The organism is Treponema zioleckii (genome assembly GCF_014737315.1).
Classification (GTDB): domain Bacteria; phylum Spirochaetota; class Spirochaetia; order Treponematales; family Treponemataceae; genus Treponema_D; species Treponema_D zioleckii.
This window is the reverse complement of the sequence record NZ_JPUF01000006.1, coordinates 59,893-76,588: the sequence shown is the minus strand read 5'-3', so window position 1 is coordinate 76,588 and position 16,696 is coordinate 59,893. Positions and strand designations below refer to the sequence as shown.

Annotated in this window: 15 protein-coding genes; 12 read left to right on the top strand and 3 right to left on the bottom strand. The window is 41.9% G+C overall.

What is annotated here, in order from left to right; all coding sequences use genetic code 11:
* Positions 1 to 88 precede the first annotated feature (88 nt).
* From serC to JI65_RS02945, 8 genes are all read left to right on the top strand, one after another.
* Positions 89 to 1,222, top strand: coding sequence for a 3-phosphoserine/phosphohydroxythreonine transaminase (gene serC, locus JI65_RS02980; RefSeq protein WP_191013892.1), 1,134 nt, complete (start codon positions 89 to 91; stop codon positions 1,220 to 1,222).
* A gap of 102 nt (positions 1,223 to 1,324) precedes the next feature.
* Entirely contained in the window at positions 1,325 to 2,503 is a 1,179-nt protein-coding gene (locus JI65_RS02975) for a phosphoglycerate dehydrogenase (RefSeq protein ID WP_191013891.1), read from the top strand.
* A gap of 232 nt (positions 2,504 to 2,735) precedes the next feature.
* Positions 2,736 to 3,164, top strand: coding sequence for a beta-sandwich lipoprotein (locus tag JI65_RS02970; RefSeq protein ID WP_191013890.1), 429 nt, complete (start codon positions 2,736 to 2,738; stop codon positions 3,162 to 3,164).
* A 480-nt stretch (positions 3,165 to 3,644) separates the two neighbouring features.
* Positions 3,645 to 6,020: a formate C-acetyltransferase gene (gene pflB, locus JI65_RS02965; RefSeq protein WP_191013889.1), complete on the top strand. Its 2,376-nt coding sequence runs from the start codon at positions 3,645 to 3,647 to the stop codon at positions 6,018 to 6,020.
* A gap of 308 nt (positions 6,021 to 6,328) precedes the next feature.
* Entirely contained in the window at positions 6,329 to 7,291 is a 963-nt protein-coding gene (locus JI65_RS02960; RefSeq protein ID WP_191013888.1) for a hypothetical protein, read from the top strand.
* 151 nt (positions 7,292 to 7,442) lie between these two features.
* Positions 7,443 to 8,672 carry a hypothetical protein gene (locus JI65_RS02955; RefSeq protein WP_191013887.1) on the top strand — a complete coding sequence of 410 codons (1,230 nt, stop codon included), beginning with the start codon at positions 7,443 to 7,445 and terminating at the stop codon, positions 8,670 to 8,672.
* A gap of 163 nt (positions 8,673 to 8,835) precedes the next feature.
* Positions 8,836 to 9,582 carry a pyruvate formate-lyase-activating protein gene (gene pflA / locus JI65_RS02950; RefSeq protein ID WP_191013886.1) on the top strand — a complete coding sequence of 249 codons (747 nt, stop codon included), beginning with the start codon at positions 8,836 to 8,838 and terminating at the stop codon, positions 9,580 to 9,582.
* Between the two features lie 18 nt (positions 9,583 to 9,600).
* The gene (locus tag JI65_RS02945) at positions 9,601 to 10,263 is read left to right on the top strand and encodes an FAD-dependent thymidylate synthase (protein ID WP_191013885.1); all 663 of its coding nucleotides are present in this window, start codon (positions 9,601 to 9,603) and stop codon (positions 10,261 to 10,263) included.
* A gap of 198 nt (positions 10,264 to 10,461) precedes the next feature.
* On the opposite strand, the gene JI65_RS02940 is transcribed toward JI65_RS02945, so the two are convergent.
* The 3 genes from JI65_RS02940 to JI65_RS02930 form a co-directional block, all read right to left on the bottom strand.
* The gene (locus tag JI65_RS02940; protein WP_242457145.1) at positions 10,462 to 11,463 is read right to left on the bottom strand and encodes a lytic transglycosylase domain-containing protein; all 1,002 of its coding nucleotides are present in this window, start codon (positions 11,461 to 11,463) and stop codon (positions 10,462 to 10,464) included.
* Between the two features lie 114 nt (positions 11,464 to 11,577).
* On the bottom strand, positions 11,578 to 12,000 hold the full coding sequence (locus JI65_RS02935) for a hypothetical protein (RefSeq protein WP_191013884.1): 423 nt from the start codon (positions 11,998 to 12,000) through the stop codon (positions 11,578 to 11,580).
* Between the two features lie 109 nt (positions 12,001 to 12,109).
* On the bottom strand, positions 12,110 to 12,556 hold the full coding sequence (locus JI65_RS02930; RefSeq protein WP_191013883.1) for a PTS sugar transporter subunit IIA: 447 nt from the start codon (positions 12,554 to 12,556) through the stop codon (positions 12,110 to 12,112).
* A 546-nt stretch (positions 12,557 to 13,102) separates the two neighbouring features.
* On the opposite strand from JI65_RS02930, the gene JI65_RS02925 reads away from it, so the two are divergent.
* The 4 genes from JI65_RS02925 to JI65_RS17490 all read left to right on the top strand — a co-directional run bounded on the left by JI65_RS02925 (position 13,103) and on the right by JI65_RS17490 (position 16,685).
* On the top strand, positions 13,103 to 13,510 hold the full coding sequence (locus JI65_RS02925) for a hypothetical protein (protein WP_191013882.1): 408 nt from the start codon (positions 13,103 to 13,105) through the stop codon (positions 13,508 to 13,510).
* 2 nt (positions 13,511 to 13,512) lie between these two features.
* Positions 13,513 to 14,547 (top strand): radical SAM protein, encoded by a 1,035-nt coding sequence (locus JI65_RS02920; RefSeq protein ID WP_242457144.1) that lies wholly within the window; start codon positions 13,513 to 13,515, stop codon positions 14,545 to 14,547.
* Between the two features lie 73 nt (positions 14,548 to 14,620).
* Positions 14,621 to 14,935 (top strand): 4-alpha-glucanotransferase, encoded by a 315-nt coding sequence (locus JI65_RS17495; protein ID WP_191013881.1) that lies wholly within the window; start codon positions 14,621 to 14,623, stop codon positions 14,933 to 14,935.
* A 79-nt stretch (positions 14,936 to 15,014) separates the two neighbouring features.
* Positions 15,015 to 16,685, top strand: a complete 1,671-nt coding sequence (locus tag JI65_RS17490) for a 4-alpha-glucanotransferase (protein ID WP_191013880.1) — start codon at positions 15,015 to 15,017, stop codon at positions 16,683 to 16,685.
* Positions 16,686 to 16,696: the final 11 nt, after the last annotated feature.

Genomic DNA, 16,696 nt, shown 5'->3' with positions numbered 1-16,696 from the left:
TTGTGCTCAAGTTTTCAGCGATGCCGAAAACTTGAGATTCGGTGCATCCATGCACCGTTGCTACCGCAAAGGTTTTAGGAGAAACAAAATGGCTAGAGTCTACAATTTTAGTGCGGGACCTTCTTGTCTTCCAGAAGAAGTTTTAAAAGAATGTGCAGCAGAAATGCTTGATTACAATGGAACAGGACAGTCCGTAATGGAGATGAGCCATCGTTCAAAGGCTTACGAACCAATCATTCAGGATGCGGAAGCAATGGTTCGCAAATTGATGAACGTTCCTGAAAACTACAAAGTTCTTTTCGTTCAGGGCGGAGGCAGCACACAGTTTGCAATGGTTGCCCAGAACCTCGGAATCAAAAACAAAAAGGCAGCTTACATCGAAACTGGCGTTTGGGCTAAAAAAGCCGCAGCAGAGGCAAAAAAACTCGGAATCGCAGTTGATGTAATCGCTTCTTCAAAAGATAAAAATTATTCTTACATTCCAAAAGTTGAAAAAATCACAGGTGATTACGATTACGCTTACATCTGTTTTAACAACACAATCATGGGAACTCACTACGAGTACATCCCTGACACGGGCAACATTCCGCTCGTAGCAGACATTTCTTCTTGCGTTCTGAGCGAGCCACTTGACGTTTCAAAATTCGGTTTGCTTTTTGCAGGCGCACAGAAAAACTTGGCACCGGCCGGCGTTACACTCGTAATCGTTCGCGAAGACTTGATTCCAGAGCCAGAAAACTGCTTGCCAGGAACACCGACAATGCTCGCTTACAAAACACACGCAGACAACGGCTCAATGTACAATACACCGCCATGCTACACAATCTACGTTTTGGACAAAGTTCTTCACTGGATTGAAGCAAACGGCGGAGCTGAAGGAATGCTCAAACGAAACAAGGAAAAGGCAGATTACCTTTACAACTACCTTGACAGCAACGAAGGCAATTTCTACCACGCAACAACCGAGGTTGGAAGCCGCTCATTGATGAACGTTCCGTTCCTCACAAAATACTCAACTGGCGCAACAGACGAAGCTAGCCTTGCAAAAGAAAAGGAAATCAACGACAAGTTCGTTAAAGAAGCTGCCGCAGCCGGTCTCGTAAACCTCAAAGGCCATCGCTTGGTAGGCGGAATGCGCGCGTCAATCTACAACGCAATGACTCTTGATGGCGTTAAAGCCCTCGTTGACTTCATGAAAAAATTCGCCGCAGAGAACAAATAAAAAATCGACACAGATGAACAGGATGGAACACGGATAAAATAAAAAATCTGTGTCCCATCTGTGTGAATCCCCGTTCATCCGTGTCAAAAATTGGAGAAAATTATGTACAAAATTCAGACTTTAAATAAAATCAGCGCAATCGGCTTGGAAAACTTTCCACGCGACGATTACGAAGTTGCTTCAGAAATCAACAACGCGGACGCTATTTTGGTTCGCTCGGCTGACATGCACTCAATGGAATTGCCGGCAAGCATAAAAGCTGTTGCACGTGCAGGTGCAGGAGTAAACAACATTCCTTGCGAAGAATTGGCAGCAAAAGGTATTGTCGTATTCAACACACCTGGCGCAAACGCAAACGCAGTAAAAGAATTGGTAATTCTCGGACTTTTGCTTTCTAGCCGCCCGGCAGTTGCCGCAAACAAATGGGTTGCAGGCCTGGCAGGCAAAGGCGACGAGATTCCAGCCCTCGCAGAAAAAGGCAAATCTCAGTTCGTTGGACCAGAAGTAAAAGGAAAAACTTTGGGCGTTATCGGTTTGGGCGCAATCGGCGCAATGGTTGCAAACACAGCAATCGCTTTGGGAATGAACGTAATCGGCTACGACCCGTTCCTTTCTGTAAAAGCTGCCCTCGCCCTCGATCGCAACGTAAAAATTTCTGACACACTCGAAGGCGTTTACACAAAATCTGATTACATTACGGTTCATGTTCCGCAGACAAACGACACAAAAGGAATGATTAACGCTTCTTCAATCAAAACGATGAAAGACGGCGTTCGAATCGTAAACTTTGCTCGTGGCGGATTGGTAAACAACGCTGACATTCTGGCGGCCTTGAACTCAGGAAAAGTTGCAGCGCTCATCACAGACTTTGCAGACGAAGAATTGCTCAAATGCGACAAAGTAATCTGCTTGCCACACTTGGGAGCTTCAACACCAGAGGCCGAAGACAACTGTGCAGTAATGGCTGTAAAAGAATTGCGCGACTTCCTCGAACTCGGCGAAATCCGCAACTCAGTTAACTTCCCAAAAACTTTCCGAAACGAGCCGATTCCTGCAAACGGAACCCGACTTTGCATCGCACACAAAAACGTGCCGAACATGATTGCTCAGTTCACTTCGATTTTGGGTAACGCAAAACTCAACATTGCCGGCATGGTTGACCAGAGTAAAGGCGATTTGGCTTACGCCATTTTTGACGTAGACGGAAAAGTTTCTGACGACACTTTGAAAGACATTGAAAACTGCGAGGCAGTAATAAAAGTTCGACCAATCTATGCATAAGGGTTGACTCAATAAGCTTTAGTTTTTAGACTCTTGCATAGAAGATTAGGATTCAAAATACAATTTAAAAACGGAATTAAAAACCGAAAAAGTAAAAACAATCCTAAGTCAAAAAGTCATCGAAAGCCATGTGGATTTTTCTGCATGGCTTTCGTTTTTCTGGCAACGCGCATGTAGATAAACCAAAATCTTCTATAAAATAAATGTGCTGCACTAAAAGGAGACAGAAAACATGAAAAAAATCTTATTTTTAACAATTTTGGCGGCAAGCCTTTTTCTCGCGGGATGCGGAAATTTTTTGGCTCAGGCAAATTACAACCGTGAAGCAAAAGCTGCAAAATATCAGTCAGAATACGCCGTGACCGTCAACAAACTCGAAATGAAAGAAGGCAACTTTAAAACCTACAGGCGAGTCGTTTTTTACAACGTGCGACTCGGCGAAACCGTATTCACCTGCGAAGGCTACTGCCACGTACAAGTTGACCGCGACGGCGACATCGAACTCGTCGTAAAAACCGGCGAAGACGAATACCTAAGGCACTATCTAGGCCAAAAGCAGGACATAACGTATTTTTCAGAACAGCTAAAACCTGTAAAACAAAACGATTACCGCTACAAAATCATCTGGAACCCAAAAATCTGGCTCCCGGAACTTGAGTAAAAATCATCTAAAAAGTTCAATTTTAACCCACCAACAAATTGAAAAGCTCCGTTTTTGCGGAGTTTTTTTATTCGTCCCCGAACGGGCAGAATTTTTTTTAGCCGAGAAAAAAAAATTTCTATTACACTTGCCTAAAAAAATAATTTGTATTATATTCATTTTTGTAATCATTACAGATTGCAAAACGTGATTCAGAAATCACTGCAAAAAAGATTGTATTCCATTGTGTTTCTAAACAAAAAGGAATATAATTCATCCATAAAACAGTCGTTGGATTAAAAAATTCAACGAATCACACAATTTTGCTTGCATAAATACGAGCCTGTTGACTGTTTTGGTCACATCAAAAATATTTTCAGTTGATTCTAAAACGGACAGTCAGCCTTTACCAGCTGAGTCCTTTTTCTAGTCGTCTTTAAATCTTTTTCGGTGTTCCAGACATTCGCTACGGCTCCTGATGTGCAAGAAGGAGATTTTATTATGGCAGAAGCTTGGGACGGATTCAAAGGACGCCTTTGGAAAGAAGAAATCAACGTTCGCGACTTTATCCAGAACAACTACACACCTTACGACGGAGATGAAAAATTCCTCGCAGGTCCAACAGATGCAACAAACAAACTTTTTGACAAGTTGCAGGAGCTTCAGAAAGCTGAACACAACAAAAAATCAATCGGTAAAGATGGAAAAGAGAGAATCGGTGTTCTCGACATGGATACTTCTATCGTTACTGGTCTTACATCTCATCCTGCAGGTTACATCGACCCAGCTTTGAAAGACCTTGAGCAGGTTGTAGGTCTCCAGACAGACAAACCTTTGAAGAGAGCTTTCATGCCATTCGGTGGAATCAAAATGGCAGAGCAGTCATGTGAGCAGTACGGATACACTCCAGATCCAGAACTTCACAAGATTTTCACACAGTACCACAAAACACACTCAGACGCTGTATTCGATGTTTACACACCAGAGATTCGTGCAGTACGAAACTCACACATCCTTACAGGTTTGCCGGATACTTACGGACGTGGACGTATCGTTGGTGACTACCGCCGTGTAGCTCTCTACGGTATTGACGCTCTTATCAAGGCTAAGGAAGCTGACAAAGCTAACATCGGCGACGGAACAATGACAGAGGAAGTTATCCGCCTCAAGGAAGAAGTTGCTGAACAGATTAAGGCTCTCAAAGGCCTCAAAGAAATGGCAAAAATCTACGGATTCGACATTTCTAAACCAGCTACAACTGCAAAAGAAGCTGTACAGTGGTTGTACTTCGGATACCTCGGAGCAATCAAAACTCAGAACGGTGCAGCTATGTCAATCGGACGTGTTTCAACATTCCTCGACATCTACATCGAACGCGACTTGAAAGCTGGAAAGATTACTGAGTCACAGGCACAGGAACTCATCGACCACCTCGTTATGAAGGCTCGTATGGTTCGCTTTGCTCGTATCGAAGCTTACAACAACCTCTTCTCTGGAGACCCAATCTGGGCTACTCTCGAAGTTGGTGGTCTCGGACAGGACGGTCGCTCAATGGTTACAAAGAACGACTACCGCTTCCTCCACACATTGGAGAACATGGGTCCTTCACCAGAGCCAAACATGACAATTCTCTATTCAAAGAGATTGCCAGAGTCATTCCGCCGCTACTGCGCACACATTTCTATCGAAACATCTTCAGTTCAGTACGAGAACGACGATGTAATGCGCCCAGTTTGGGGTGATGACTACTCAATCTGCTGTTGTGTATCTGCAACACAGACTGGTAAAGAAATGCAGTTCTTCGGAGCACGCGCTAACCTCGCAAAAGCACTCCTCTACGCTATCAACGGTGGACGTGACGAAAAGGGCGGTCTCGCAGAAGGAAAACAGGTTGGACCAGCTTACCAGCCAATCACTGCTGACGTTCTTGACGCTTCTAACTACGAAGAAGTTAAAGCTAAATACGAGAAAATGCTTGAATGGCTTGCAGACATCTATGTTAACTCATTGAACGCAATCCACTACATGCACGACAAATACTACTACGAAGCAGAGGAACTTGCTCTCGAAGATACAGATGTTAAACGCACATTCGCAACTGGTATCGCAGGATTCTCACACGTTGTAGACTCACTTTCTGCAATCAAATATGCAAAAGTAAAGGTTATCCGTGGCGACGTAGAAGTTAAGCAGAAGGACAAGAAAACTGGCGAAATCAAAGTTGTTGACGTAGCTAAGAACCAGGCTATCGACTACGTAGTAGAGGGAGACTTCCCACGCTACGGACAGGATGATGACCGCGCTGACGAAATCGCAGTATGGTTGCTCCGCACATTCATGGGAATGATCCGCAAGCACCCAACATACCGCAACGCAGAGCCTTCTACATCAATCCTTACAATCACTTCAAACGTTGTATACGGAAAAGCTACAGGTGCTTTGCCGGACGGACGAAAAGCTCACGAGCCATTCTCACCAGGTGCTAACCCATCTTACGGTGCAGAGACAAAGGGTCTCGTAAAATCTTTGAACTCTGTTGCAAAACTCCCATACGAGCAGGCTTTGGACGGTATTTCAAATACTCAGACAATCAACCCATCTGCACTCGGACACGACAAAGCAGAGCAGGTTGACAACCTCGTAGCCGTTCTCGACGGATACTTCGATGTTGGACCAGAGTCAGGACATGCAGGTGCTCACCACTTGAACGTAAACGTATTCGGTGTTGAGAAACTCAAGGACTGCCAGGCTCACCCAGAGAAGCCAGAGTATGCTAACTTCACAGTTCGCGTTTCTGGATACGCAGTACGCTTCATCAACCTTACAAAAGAGCAGCAGGACGACGTTATCGCTCGTACTTGCCACGCTTCTCTCTAATTCAAGGTTGAGAAAAACAAATAAGGCGGCTTGACCGCCTAAAAAGGCTGTCCATTGAGTTGGGCAGCCTTTTTTAATTCAATTAAATTTTTCATGGACTTTGGGTTCAAAAGAACTTATTATTTAAATGTGCGTATTTCTCCACAAATTTTTACAAAGCGATCAAAAAAAATGAAAAAAATTTATTGGCAATCATTCTTGCAATTTTCACAATTTTCGAAACCTCGGCCCAATCACAAAAAATTGAGATTGACTTTAGCGATAACGAAAATATAACAAGGGACGTCATTCTGAATGAAAGATACTTTATGACTTCAGATTGCATTTTTATTGTTATTGAAAATTTACCGCAGCTTTTGCCAAAAATCACAAAATTCAACACAAAAACCAAAAAAGTTGAAAAAGAAATTTTTGTGGGCAAACCTAACTCAACGATTTATGATTTTGACACAGATGAGACAGGATTTGTTTTTAACGTGATGAATTTGGGCAAAAAAAAATCACAGGATATTTATCACTTTGACTACAAAACCGAAAAACTCACAAAAATCACAAAAGAGCCAATAAACATCACCGATGCTTTTTTTTCCTGCTATCCGCGGGTATCCGGAGACTTTATATTTTATTTGCAGCAAGATTTAAAAAATAAAGTTTCTTCTATTGTTGGGTACAGACTCTCGGACGGCAACAAACGAACCATAAAATCCGTTGATTTCTCAAAACTGGACACCTTCATCGGGATTTCTTTTTTGGAAATTGATGATACGATTCTTTTGCATGACGAAATCGGGAAAAAGACCGTGACGCTGTTTTTTTATGATTTTGCCCCAGATGTACGTAGAATCATAAAAAAAGTTTCAGCACCCAAAACAACGCTTTTTCACTACAACGCAAAATATGACAGAAAGACGGGAAATGCCGTTTTGTATGCAAAAACAAGGAAACACGAAGATTTTCTATATAAAATTAACATGAAAACTGGGCAGATAGATAAATTAATTTCCTTCAATGCGGATGCAACCATAAACAACGACCAATTTTACTACAACAACGAAAAACTGGTTTATGCAGTAAAACGAGTTCAGAGAGATAAAAATAAAATTTATTTTTACGGAACGATGCACGACTCAAACCTTAACGGTGAAATTGAAAACAAAATAAATATTCTAAAAAACACATTCTGCATCGTTCAGAGCGGACTCACGCTGGCACTTTTGGAAATGACGGGTTCGGAAAAGAATCCTGTCGTTCATCTTGTAATCCGCTATTAAAACTGAATTTAGCCTAAAATCTCTATTTTTACTCATTTTGTATCGAAAAAAAAACTTCTATAAAACAAAAAACGCTTTTTTCGTAAAAAAGTCTAGATTTTTTTGCTTTTTTGATTAAAATTTTTCCTCGTAATTATTTTAGGAGTTATAAATGAAAAAATTAATTCTCGCAGCTCTGGCTGCAACAACTCTCGGAACATCCGTATTTGCAGATGTTTCATTCCACTTTGGCGATTCTGAGAAAAAAGGAAATTTGTATTTTTCAAATGAACTTTCTTCAGATATAGTTCATTACATTAAGCCAAAGAACAAAAACAAAGATTCACATACGGCTTTTGCAGGATTAAAAGAAGAAGTTATCGCTGAATATCTTACTGACAAACTCAGTCTCGGTGTTGACGCATCATTCTCAATGAAAGACATGAATGGAATTTGGAATGACAATGATGACGAGCCATTCTATGTTACAGACTGGGTTTCAGATTTCTATGTTGAGTTCATGCCATGGAATGTATGCGGTTTCGGCTTCAGCGACGAACTTTACACAGCAGGTTCTTATCTTCCAGTTTGGGGAGACAATGTTTCTGTAGGAAACTATAGCACAAACGGAGTTTCATTCTTAATTCGCCCGACAAAAGAATTCACATTCGGAGCAGGATTTGACCTTGACGGTTATTGGTTCGGCGACAGCGACTCTCACCACAACAAATACAACATTGCCTTTGGTATTGACTATGACACCAAAGACTTTGCTATCGGTGGTTCTATCAGAGGAATCGGTTCTGAATCAAGCTACGACTCTTTCAAAGCTGGTATCTACCTTTCTTTGAGAACAATCAAGTCTTTGGAGCTCAATCTTGGATTCACACATGCTGATGACGGTGACGCAGGTCTCGGAAGTCTTGCATTCCTCTCTCCTTACAACTATTGGGATTCAACAAACAATCAGTGGGTATCTTATATCGAAGCTACTGGTATTTACGGAAAGAATATTTTTACAGCAGGCTTAAAATATGACGCAAAATCATTCCTATTTGCCGCAGACCTCGCATTCAACTTTGACGGCGACTATGTAAAATGGTCTAATATGGCCTTCAAAGGCGCTTATGATCTCTACGGTGCAGTTGACTTCTTGTTTGGAAGAGACAATATCGGTCTCGATATTAAGGGATTTATTCTTTGGGATCTTGGAGACGAAACTGTTTGGGGAACAAACGGATGGCGTTCACTTGATTCAACAATCGGAATCTATCCAAAAATCACACTTGAAATCAACAAAAATCACAGCATTGCAGGTGGACTTATATTCCAGCTCGGAACTGATTCTGATTACGGATATACAGAATTCGCGCTCCCAGTTTCTTGGAAATACGTTTACTAACGGTTAGTTAGAATAACAATAATGGTGGTTAAGGCACTCAAAACCACCGCAAAGTCACCCGATTTTGGGTGGCTTTTTTTTATGTTTTATACTTTTCCGTCATGCTGATAAAACAAAAAGAATATGGTAAAATCTTTTCAGTACAATCAAGAGAGGTATAAATATGAAAGGATATATTCATCAGCTTGAATCATTCGGATGCGCAGACGGACCTGGCTCTCGCTTCATTATTTTTACGGCAGGCTGCCACCTGCGCTGCAAATATTGCCACAACCCAGACACTTGGGACATGATGCGCGGCAAACAGATGGAAACTGACGAGCTTTTAAAAGAAGCGCTCGCATGCAAATCTTATTGGGGAAAAAAAGGCGGAATCACTGTTAGTGGCGGAGAGCCGTTGGCCCAAATTGACTTCCTAATCGAACTTTTTGAAAAAGCAAAGGAACTCGGAATCAATACCTGCATTGACACGGCAGGTGAGCCTTTTACAAAAGAGGGCGAATGGTTTGAAAAATTCAACAGACTTATGAAAGTTACCGACATTCTTCTGATGGACATTAAACACATCAACGAGGAAGAGCACATTAAACTCACAGGAAAGTCTGGCAAAAACATTCGCGAAATGTTCTACTATCTTGACGAAATCAAAAAGCCAATCTGGATTCGTCACGTTCTTGTTCCAGGAATCACGGACAACGAAGAATACCTTACGCAGACAAGGGACTTTATCCGCACGTTGCACAACGTTCAGCGAGTCGAGATTCTTCCGTACCACGGTCTTGCAATCTCAAAATACCGAGATTTAGGTATTCCTTACGCGCTAGAAAAAACAGAAAGCCCAACAGCAGAAAGCGTTGCAAGAGCAAAAGAGATTCTTGAGTGCGACAAATACGACGGCTGGCGAAAATAAGGCAAAGCAAGGGAAAAGATGATAGAAATTTTTGACTCAACAGACAAGTATCCGCTCCAAAAAATCGGTAAATATGCCGGTGTATGCTGGAACAGCCCGATTGACGACGCGGAAAAAAACATTAAGCGCGCGAAAGACTGCATCATAAGCGGACACGGCCGCGTGCTAGAATACGTGGACATTGAGATGTGCATTACGGGCTACTCTGCCCGCGCAATTCGCGAATACTACACGCATATTGGCGGCGCGCCAACGAGATTGCAGGAAAGCACTCGCTACGTGAACTGCGACAATTTTCAGTATTACATTCCTCAAACAACAAAAACTCCAGAAGCAGAGAAAATCTACAAAGAAACAATGGAATTTATCCGCAAAAAATATGGGGAACTTTTGGAAGCCGGTGTTTCAAAAGAAGATGCCGCGAACGTCCTTCCGCTCGGAATGATGACAAAAATCGTGGACAAACGAAATCTCCGCAACATGATAAATCTTATGAACCAGCGTTTATGCACACGTGCATATTTAGAAATAAGAACTATGGCAAACGAGATAAAAAAGGCATTGAGCGAATATTCTGACGAATGGAAGTGGATTTGCGACACGCTTTTTGTGCCAAAATGCGATGTTTCAGGATTCTGCACCGAGAAAAAGTGCTGCGGAAGACGGCCGAAAAAAGATTAAAACTGTAAGACTACAAACGTGTTAGATGCCGAAATAAATTCGGCATGACCACGTTTTTAACAGGCATACGTCCAAATACAAAAATTGCTCGCGACACGTGAGCAATAAAACTTTAACCAGTGCGACAGTTTTGCGGGGCAAAACTGTATGGAAACGAACGAGCAAACTCATATTCGTAAAGTAAACTTGCAGCGTTTCCTAGAACTCATAAACCTTTTCAGAAAGAGATTCTTTTGCATTAAGAGCGAGCAAACCGTTCGTGCCGTCTCCAACAAGAGCAACAACGTCCGAAGTAAAAGCATTTTCAAGTCTAGTTCGATAGCGAGAAATCTTCTCAACATATTTTACGGTTTTTGCAGGAGTTCTGTTCGACTTTACTCGTGCCAAACCAGCGTTGTAAATTGCCAGACCAGTTTTCTCATTTCCGCCCATATCAATGCAGTAACGGAGATAACTAACTCCGTATCTAGCACTCACAACAGGATTAAAGAAATCCTTTTCGGAAAGTCTCGGAAAAGATGCGCTGTTGAGCTGAAAAAGCCCACGGTCAATCGTCGAGTTCGTGTTGTAATTGATAGCGCGTGGCTTGTAATTGCTCTCAACATACGCAAGCGAAAAAGCCAACGAAACAGAGATATTGTTTCTGTCCGCATTTTCCAAAATTGCGAGCGCAATGTCACGGTTTCCAGTCCAACGAGTATAGAACCATTCAACAATCGGACGTGTCTGCGACTGGCGATACAAGTTAAGCCCGCGATCCTCAACTGGCGAGTAAGCATCCGCATCAGATTTTGAGTAAAGCTCCGGCTTTTCTTCTTCAAGCGGCAAAATACTCGTGTGCAAAGTTGAAAACGGAATTCCACTTTTTCCATGTTTTTTTGTTTTTTGACTTGTCTCACCAGAATCCGAAGGCATCTTTTTTACACCACTAGCTATCATCGAAGCAAAAAAAGCCTTATTGTCAGCAACAGTCTTCGTATCGTTTTTTAAAGTGAGTTCATCAAAATTTAAATTTTCTGCGGACTCAGAGTTAACGGCCACAAGAGCTGATGAGCCGACAGACTCACCAGCAGCAACGATAGGCGTTCCCTCGTCCTGATTGATTGCAGGAACACAAAAAAACACGAGCAGACTTACAATCAAAAAAAATCCGCTAAAAACAAGTGTTCCTGTCAATGTCTTCAAAGTATAAGAATTCATTTTAGTTATGATTACAGAAATGAAAATTTAAATCAATGGAGATTTTGGATTTTTTTTGAATTTTTTGATTGAAAAAGTTTGCAAATTATAGATTTTTTCGCATTTTTGTATCAGTTAATACAAAACAATATCGTTTGAAATCTCTTTTTTGCAAAAATAACAATATTGCTGATGTTTTTTGGAAAGTTCCTCAATAAAATTATCTTTAAATTCAGAAATTTCAGCAGGAATCGCAAAACCGATTACCGAAACACAATCTTTTATGCGGCGGGCAGTGTGATTCATTGCTGTAATAAACTGTTCGGCAGGAGCATTTTTGTCAAATTCAGGCTCGATAAAAACGAATTTTTTCTCGGACTCCAAAGTTTTTAATTCGTCACGGAGCTTTGCAAGAAAATCTTCGTTGTACGATTCCGCCTCGGATTCAACTTCGCTCCACTTTATTTTTTTTGCCATAGATGCAGAAACAGCGATTTCGTTTCCGCTCAAATCAAAAAGTTTGGTGTTTTTTACTTCAAAAAGTCTTTCGAGTTTCATTTTGGCTACCTCAAATTCACCGATTATTTACATTTGAATTTAAAATAAAAAAACCTCCGCCAGTTCAGCGAGAGGTCTTTCCGAGATTCAAACATAAGAAATAGAGAAACTATTCTGTAAGAATCTTGATTACTTCAGCTTTGTCCTGTGTATTCAAAATCTGTGCACGTTTTTCAGCACTCTTGAAAAGCAAACTTACCTCTGCCAAGAACTGAAGATGCGGACCAGTTTTGTTTACTGGAGAAAGCGTCATAATGAAAATGCGGCATGGTTCCTGATCCAAAGAATCGAAATCAACTGGATTATCAGAAATACCAATACATGCAACCAAATCAGCGACAGTGTCTGTTTTTCCGTGAGGAATAGCGATGCCATGCTTCATGCCAGTAGACATCTTTCGTTCACGATCCAAAACACATTCGCGAGCCGTAGCTTTATCCGCTACCTTTCCGGCTTTGATGAGAATATCCAACATCTCATCGATTATTTCTTCTTTTGTTTTACCTTTGAGATGAAGTTCTACTGTATCCGGTGTTAAAACAGTTTTTAAGTCCATAAATAAAAGTGTAAATTCAGTTAAAACAAAAGTCAAGAAAAAAATGAAACGCTACAAGTTCACTTTTGGAGTTTGGGTTGACTTTGTGCGTTTCACACGACTTTTGCCGAAGCAAAACTCGTGAATTGGTGAGCGAGATTGGCAAGTGTTTTAAAATCTCGGCGGCAAGCGGAGCTGAGATTTTAAGGTGCGTTTTATTGCTCGCAGCATCAGCTCGCAATTTTGTCAGGATGTACAATTTTTCGCAGGGAGAGGACTGAAACGCTACAACTTCACTTTTGGAGCTCGGTTTGACTTTGTGCGTTTCACACGACTTTTGCCGAAGCAAAACTCGTGAATTGGTGGGTGAGTTTGGCAAGTGTTTTAAAATCTCGGCGGCAAGCGGATCCGCGATTTTAAGGTGCGTTTTATTGCTCGCACTTCATACTTCATACTTCATACTTCATACTTCACACTTCACACTTCATACTTCATACTTCACACTTCATACTTCATTCAAAACGGCATGGATTGAAAACAAAAATCGGATTTCTTATAATAAACGGCATGACAACTATCGAAAAATTTCTTGCAGACATACAGAAAACTGTAAAATTCGACCGTGCGAACAATGGCGGTCATTATGACGGAAAGCGCGCCTGCACGCAAATCGCAAAACTTTTTGAAAACAACAACAGAAATATTCAGAACGTAGCAAGACAAATTGCCGACTATTGGCTCAACACATACGTTATGGGCTCTGCAGACCCAATGAACGAACCGTCAGAAGAAAATATCGCCCGAATCAAGGCTTTTCAGGCATTCGCAGACAACGACGAATCCGAAGATATTTCTATTCTCTCAGCAGATGACTGGGAAACACTCCGCGACTTCGTAAATTACGAGGCTGAGGATTTACCATTGGATGCCCTTCAAAACATGATGGGCATGATTCTTGACCACGGTGCGCTTTAATTTTGAACGCTGATTATTCAAACTTGGACGCATTGTACACAGCCTGCAAGCAATGTCCTCGCAATTGCGGAACGAACAGACTGAACTCGACTGGATTCTGCAAGGAACCTTACGACATTCGGCTTGCAGTAGCGTGCCTTCATTTTGGTGAAGAACCTCTTATCACGGTGCACAACGGCAGCGGAACGATTTTTTTGACAGGCTGCAACCTTCGTTGTGCGTTCTGCCAGAACTACCAGATTAGCCAGCAAGGAATGGGAAAAAACGTTTCTGAGGACGAGTTTGCAGAAATCTGCATGAAGCTTCAGGATGCGGGGGCTGAAAACATAAATCTCGTAACAGGAAGTCATCACATTCCTCAGATTGCAAAGGGACTTGAAAAAGCAAAAAAACTCGGTCTCTCAATTCCGGTCTGCTGGAATTCAAGCGGATACGATTCGGTTGAGAGCCTAAAAATGCTTGAAGGCTTGGTTCAAATCTGGCTTCCAGACTTAAAAACGCTTTCCAGCGAGATTTCAAAGAATTTATGTGCGGCGGCAGATTATCCAGAAGTCGCAAAGTCGGCGCTAAAATGGATGATTGACCACAATCCGCTCAAAATCACGGAAGTCGAAAAAACAGACCGCGCCACAGGAAAACTCGCCAAAAAAGAAAAGATTCTTTCGGGCGTTATCGTTCGGCATCTTTTTTTGCCAGGAAAATTCATTGAGACAGCCGACGTTTTGGAATGGCTAAAAAACAATGCAGACGGAAAGGCGATAATTTCGCTTATGAGCCAATACACTCCAGTTCCGTTCAAGGGCGACGAAAGCGAGCTTGCAGCTCGCAAAAAAGCACTTTCAACGATAGAAAACCGGCTTGTCAGCAATTCCGAAGATTCAGATTTAAAAGATTTGATTGAAGCTTATGACTTTGACTATCTTTTTTACCAGGATTTGTGCGCTGACACGGAATGGCTCCCGGATTTTGAGAAAAAACAGCCGTTCAGCTACAAACTCGCAAAACCAATCTGGCACTGGAAATACGGCTTCGTTTGATTCTGCACGGCAGGCATTTTTGGACACAGATTTTTGGTTAGCCTTTTTAAATTCCGTGCTATAATTATTGGCTATGAGCGAGAATTTTGGCAATGAATTAAAACGGCTAACCGGAGTTTCGATTCCGCTTGGGGCATTAAGAACAGAAAAAACACCTGTAATCGGAGAGTACACTTCCCTGCCGGAATTTGCTGAATTTTGCAAAGACGCAGGGCTTTCCGTAATTCAGCTTTTGCCGGTTCTGGACACCGGAACTTCAAGTTCCCCTTACAGCACGCTGAGCGCATTTGCACTCCATCCAATCTACATTTCAATTTACAAGATGGAAAATTTTACCACCTGTTACGAAAAAATCCTTCATTCAGGCATGAATACGACGAATTTTTAAGTTTGAAAGACGACAAAAGATTCAATTATACAAAAATCCTCAACTTAAAAAATTACACTCCTAAAAAAAATTTTTTTAGATGACCGTAAACTCCGACAAAAAGACAATTGACAAATATCTAAAGGATTTTTACGCATTCATCGAAAAAAACGCGACCTGGCTCAATTCTTACTGTGTCTACAAAACCCTAAAAGACAAATATCATCAGGCGGGATGCAAAAATTGGTTCAACGCAGATTTGAATCTTTCAAAAGACCAAATCATTGAACGATGGATTGACCAGACTCAAGTTTTTGACGTTCGCTTTTACGCCTGGGAGCAATACATCGCACACCTGCAATTTTCAGAAGCAGCCCAAAAAATTCGAGAAATGGGCATTACGCTAAAAGGCGACCTTCCGATTCTTTTGAACGAGGATTCCTGCGACGTTTGGCACACCCCGGAATTATTCAACATGAAATTCAGGGCAGGCTCCCCGCCGGACAAAGACAACCCTACGGGCCAAAATTGGGGCTTTCCCGTATACGACTGGAAAGCCCAAAAAGAAAATGGCTATGCGTGGTGGAAATTAAGGCTTTCGGAAACAAAAAAATATTTTGACGCATTCAGACTCGACCACATTCCGGGATTTTTTAGGTTCTGGGCATTCAAAGACGGCGAACTTACAGCCGAAATGGGCGCTACGGTTCCGTATTCGGCGATTACGACCGCAACGCTCCTGAACAACGGCTTTTCCACGGAACGAATACGCTGGCTAAGCGAACCGCACATTCCAACGGAAGACATTTTTAGGCTCACGGGAAACGTGAATCAGTCCATCGAAATTTTGAGCGTGGCTTGCGACAGAATCGGGCGAGAACAACTCTGGAATTTTAAGAGCTGCATAAAAACGAGCGGAGACATAAAAAAACTTGATTTTTCAAATTTTGACCTTGACGAAGAAATTCAGGAAGAAATTCGGGAAAAACTTTTGGGCTGGTGGAAAAACCGCGTCCTAATCGAAGTGAAAAAAGGCAATTTTCTGCCGTACCACAATTACAAATTTTCTAGCGCCTGGAATTCGCTAACCGAGGAAGAAAAAGAAACGCTTTCAGAACTTTTGGACGCGAACGAAAAAAAACAGGAAAAACAATGGCGGGCACAAGCCGAATCAATTTTTAGCGAAATTATTCCGTCATCAGGAATGACAGCTTGCGGCGAGGATTTAGGAATCAAAATCGACTGCATGGGCGACGTTATGAAAAAGTTCGGAATCCTTGGGCTAAAAGTCGTTCGCTGGTGCCGCGACTGGAGAAAAGAAAACTCTCCGTTCGAAGACTTGCAAAGCTACAGCAAGCTAAGCCTTGTGACCACAAGCGTTCACGACTCCTCTACCCTGCGCCAGTGGTGGAACGAAGAAAAAACGAGCGCAAAAGAATTTGAAAGGGCTTTTTTGATTCCGAAGGATTCTGCAGAAACTCCGAGAATCTACGAAGAAAAATTCAATCCTCAAATCGCAGAAAAAGTACTCTCTGCCATTGCACACACATCCGGGGCATGGTTCGTGCCGCCGATTCAGGACTGGCTTTACCTTGACGAGAATTTTTATGCGGAGAACGCAAAAACCGAACGAATAAATATTCCTGGCACGGTAAGCGATTTTAACTGGACGTGGCGAATGCCTGCAAATGTTGACGAGCTGAAAAATTCAAAAATTTTAAAAGAAAAAATTAAGAAAATTTCAAAAATCCATGATTCCGTGGTACAATAAAATTCCGAGTC

Excerpts from the sequence above, each read along its gene's own strand:
- serC (WP_191013892.1), top strand. The coding sequence starts at position 89 with ATGGCTAGAGTCTACAATTTTAGTGCGGGACCTTCTTGTCTTCCAGAA.
- JI65_RS02975 (WP_191013891.1), top strand. The coding sequence starts at position 1,325 with ATGTACAAAATTCAGACTTTAAATAAAATCAGCGCAATCGGCTTGGAA.
- JI65_RS02970 (WP_191013890.1), top strand. The coding sequence starts at position 2,736 with ATGAAAAAAATCTTATTTTTAACAATTTTGGCGGCAAGCCTTTTTCTC.
- pflB (WP_191013889.1), top strand. The coding sequence starts at position 3,645 with ATGGCAGAAGCTTGGGACGGATTCAAAGGACGCCTTTGGAAAGAAGAA.
- JI65_RS02960 (WP_191013888.1), top strand. The coding sequence starts at position 6,329 with ATGACTTCAGATTGCATTTTTATTGTTATTGAAAATTTACCGCAGCTT.
- JI65_RS02955 (WP_191013887.1), top strand. The coding sequence starts at position 7,443 with ATGAAAAAATTAATTCTCGCAGCTCTGGCTGCAACAACTCTCGGAACA.
- pflA (WP_191013886.1), top strand. The coding sequence starts at position 8,836 with ATGAAAGGATATATTCATCAGCTTGAATCATTCGGATGCGCAGACGGA.
- JI65_RS02945 (WP_191013885.1), top strand. The coding sequence starts at position 9,601 with ATGATAGAAATTTTTGACTCAACAGACAAGTATCCGCTCCAAAAAATC.
- JI65_RS02940 (WP_242457145.1), bottom strand. The coding sequence starts at position 11,463 with ATGAATTCTTATACTTTGAAGACATTGACAGGAACACTTGTTTTTAGC.
- JI65_RS02935 (WP_191013884.1), bottom strand. The coding sequence starts at position 12,000 with ATGAAACTCGAAAGACTTTTTGAAGTAAAAAACACCAAACTTTTTGAT.
- JI65_RS02930 (WP_191013883.1), bottom strand. The coding sequence starts at position 12,556 with ATGGACTTAAAAACTGTTTTAACACCGGATACAGTAGAACTTCATCTC.
- JI65_RS02925 (WP_191013882.1), top strand. The coding sequence starts at position 13,103 with ATGACAACTATCGAAAAATTTCTTGCAGACATACAGAAAACTGTAAAA.
- JI65_RS17495 (WP_191013881.1), top strand. The coding sequence starts at position 14,621 with ATGAGCGAGAATTTTGGCAATGAATTAAAACGGCTAACCGGAGTTTCG.
- JI65_RS17490 (WP_191013880.1), top strand. The coding sequence starts at position 15,015 with ATGACCGTAAACTCCGACAAAAAGACAATTGACAAATATCTAAAGGAT.